This window comes from Nocardia sp. NPDC058497 (assembly GCF_042720195.1).
Taxonomy (GTDB): Bacteria; Actinomycetota; Actinomycetes; order Mycobacteriales; family Mycobacteriaceae; genus Nocardia.
Genome location: NZ_JBHXMY010000662.1, coordinates 1 through 3051 on the forward strand (window position 1 = coordinate 1; position 3051 = coordinate 3051).

General features: G+C 67.1%; 3 protein-coding genes. 1 reads left to right on the forward strand and 2 read right to left on the reverse strand.

Annotated elements, in window-relative coordinates:
* A partial coding sequence (gene infC, locus ACFWPJ_RS29085) for a translation initiation factor IF-3 (RefSeq protein WP_378856141.1) occupies positions 1 to 409 on the reverse strand: 409 nt, incomplete at its 3' end.
* Positions 410 to 765: 356 nt separating this feature from the next.
* On the opposite strand from infC, the gene ACFWPJ_RS29090 reads away from it, so the two are divergent.
* Complete coding sequence (locus ACFWPJ_RS29090) at positions 766 to 1107, forward strand: DUF1844 domain-containing protein (protein ID WP_378856137.1); 342 nt, start codon at positions 766 to 768, stop codon at positions 1105 to 1107.
* Between the two features lie 519 nt (positions 1108 to 1626).
* Here the strand turns inward: ACFWPJ_RS29090 and ACFWPJ_RS29095 are convergent.
* A partial coding sequence (locus ACFWPJ_RS29095) for an ATP-binding cassette domain-containing protein (RefSeq protein ID WP_378856139.1) occupies positions 1627 to 3051 on the reverse strand: 1425 nt, incomplete at its 5' end.

Genomic DNA, 3051 nt, shown 5'->3' on the forward strand with positions numbered 1-3051 from the left:
GCTCACGACCGCGGAACATGATCGTGACCTTGACCTTGGACCCGGCTTCGAGGAAGCGCACCACGTTGCGCTTCTTGGTCTCGTAGTCGTGGTCGTCGATCTTCGGGCGGAGCTTCTGCTCCTTGATCACGGTCTGGACCTGGTTCTTCCGGGACTCGCGCGCCTTCTGCGCCGTCTCGTACTTGAACTTGCCGTAGTCCATGATCTTGCAGACCGGCGGACGGGCATCGGGTGCCACCTCGACGAGGTCGAGGTCGGCTTCGAGCGCGACGCGAAGTGCATCTTCAACACGCACGATCCCAACCTGTTCGCCGCCGGGTCCGATGAGACGGACCTCGGGAACACGGATGCGATCGTTGATGCGGGTCTCAGTGCTGATGGGGCCTCCTAGGTCAAGCGGTGTCGTCATAACGACCGCGCGCAATAACTGCAACCCCTGTTTCAACACGAAAGCCCCGTTGCGGTATTTCTCCGCGACGGGGCCCGATGTCGACCGATCGCCCACAGCCGATGCCCTCACGAGCTCGGTGTCGACCCCTGCGTGCCAGGCACACAGGAAACCCGCCACAGGGCGGGTGACCGGGACCGTTAGTCCAGTACGATTGCTCGCCGGTAACGGTGGGAGTCGGGCTCCACTTATCTGCCCCAGGCTTGCATGACACAACCAGGGGCGGTCGTCAGCGGAAAGTCTAGCATCGCATTCCGCTATCGCCGAATCGACCTGGCGCGGAGGGGCCGCAACCGCCTCGATATAGCCTTGTCGCCATGACTGACGAGCTCGATCCCCCCGTGCGCGACCTGGCCGACATCCCCGCCGTCGAGGTGATCAGCCGCGCCGCCGTGATGCTGATGAGTTCGGCCGCGGAGAAGCTGGGGCTGGCCTCGGAGGACCCGCACTCCGGGGCGCACGTCGACCTCGACGAGGCGCGCCGGGTGATCACCGCGCTGGCCGGCCTGGTCACCGCGTCGGTGGAGTACCTCGGCCCGCACGCCGGCCCGATCCGCGATGGCCTGCAGGCGCTGCAGCGCGCCTTCCGCGAGGCCTCCTCGGTGCCCGACGCGCCCGGCATGGGCCCCGGCGAGAAGTACACCGGCCCGGTGCACTGACCGGACCCGAGACCGGAGAAACGAAAAGATCCGCCGACGCGCACGTCGGCGGATCTTCGCGTCTACGGGCCGGGCGGCCGCTACTTCGTCGGACTCAGGCCGCGGGGGGCGGCGTGACCGGCGGGGTGCCCGGCGTGACCGACACGGCCGAGCCGGAGGAGATCATGTTGGCGATGGCGGAGAACAGCGCCGCGCTTCCGGTATCCATTACTCAGGTGTTCCTTTCGATTCTGCCGGGTCAGACAGTCGGCTTGGTGGGCTCGTAGGCCACCGAGGATCCGCCACTGAGGAAAGACAGAATCTGGCCGATGAGCGCCGTGGTGGCTTCATCCATGGGGACGTTCCTTTCAAACTGCACGACATCCGCGATCGCGCCGCCCACGGGCGCGAGACACCACGGGATGCCGGTTCGACTAACCGTTACTGTCCGGTACTCCGGCAACGGTGAGGCGAATGCTACCCACCCGTGTTTCACTTTGTCGCGTTTTCGGAAAGTCCCGTCAGGCAGGCTATCCGGCCTCAGCGCAGCGCGGCCGCCTTTCGCGCCAGCCGCTTGGCCGCAGCCGTCTCGACAGGCGCCTTCTTCGCGGCGGGTGCCGCCTTCTTGGCTGCCTTCTTCGCCGCGGCCCGCACCGGAGCCGGAGCGGCGAGCACCTCTTTGAGGAACTGTCCCGTGTAGCTGTCCGACACCAGGGCCACGTCCTCCGGCGTGCCCGTCGCGACCACGGTGCCGCCACCGGAACCGCCCTCGGGACCCATGTCGACGACCCAGTCCGAAGTCTTGATGACATCGAGGTTGTGCTCGATGACGATCACCGTGTTGCCCTTGTCGACCAGCCCGTTGATCACCTTGAGCAGCTTGCGGATGTCCTCGAAGTGCAGGCCGGTGGTCGGCTCGTCGAGGATGTAGACGGTCCGTCCGGTCGAGCGCTTCTGCAGCTCGGCGGCCAGCTTCACGCGCTGGGCCTCACCACCGGACAGGGTCGGTGCGCTCTGCCCGAGGCGCACGTAACCGAGGCCGACCTCGACGAGGGTCTTGAGGTAGCGGTGGATCGAGGTGACCGGTTCGAAGAACTCGGCGGCCTCGTCGATGGGCATGTCCAGCACCTCGGCGATGGTCTTGCCCTTGTAGTGCACCTCGAGGGTTTCCCGGTTGTAGCGGGCGCCGTGGCACACCTCGCACGGGACGTAGACATCCGGCAGGAAGTTCATCTCGATCTTGAGCGTGCCGTCGCCCGAGCACGCCTCGCAGCGGCCGCCCTTGACGTTGAACGAGAACCGGCCCGGCTGGTAGCCGCGGACCTTGGCCTCGGTGGTGGCGGCGAACAGGGTGCGGATCTTGTCGAAGACGCCGGTGTAGGTGGCCGGGTTCGAGCGCGGGGTGCGGCCGATCGGCGACTGGTCGACCTGGACCAGCTTGTCCAGGTGGTCGAGGCCGTTGATCCTGGTGTGCCTGCCCGGCACCTGGCGGGCGCCGTTGAGCTTGTTCGCCAGCACCGTCGCCAGGATGTCGTTGACCAGGGTCGATTTGCCCGAGCCGGAGACGCCGGTGACCGCGGTGAGCACACCGAGCGGGAAGGCCACGTCGATGCCGGCCAGATTGTGTTCGGTGGCGCCGACGACGGTGAGCTTGCGCTTCTTGTCGACCGGACGGCGCACCATCGGCACCTCGATCTGCTCCCGGCCGGAAAGGTAAGCGCCGGTGAGTGATTCGGGTTCGGTGAGCAGCTCGGTGTAGGGGCCGCTGTGCACGACCCGGCCACCGTGCTCGCCGGCCAGCGGGCCGATGTCGACCACCCAGTCCGAGGCGCGGATGGTGGGCGCGGCGTGGGCGACGACGGTCTGGGGGGTTGGCCCCTTATTGAAGCGAAGAAGCGTCTGGATGTTCCCGCGGGGTGAGCGCGGGTGGAGGGCCATGGGCGGGGGGGCGAGCGCACATAGTGC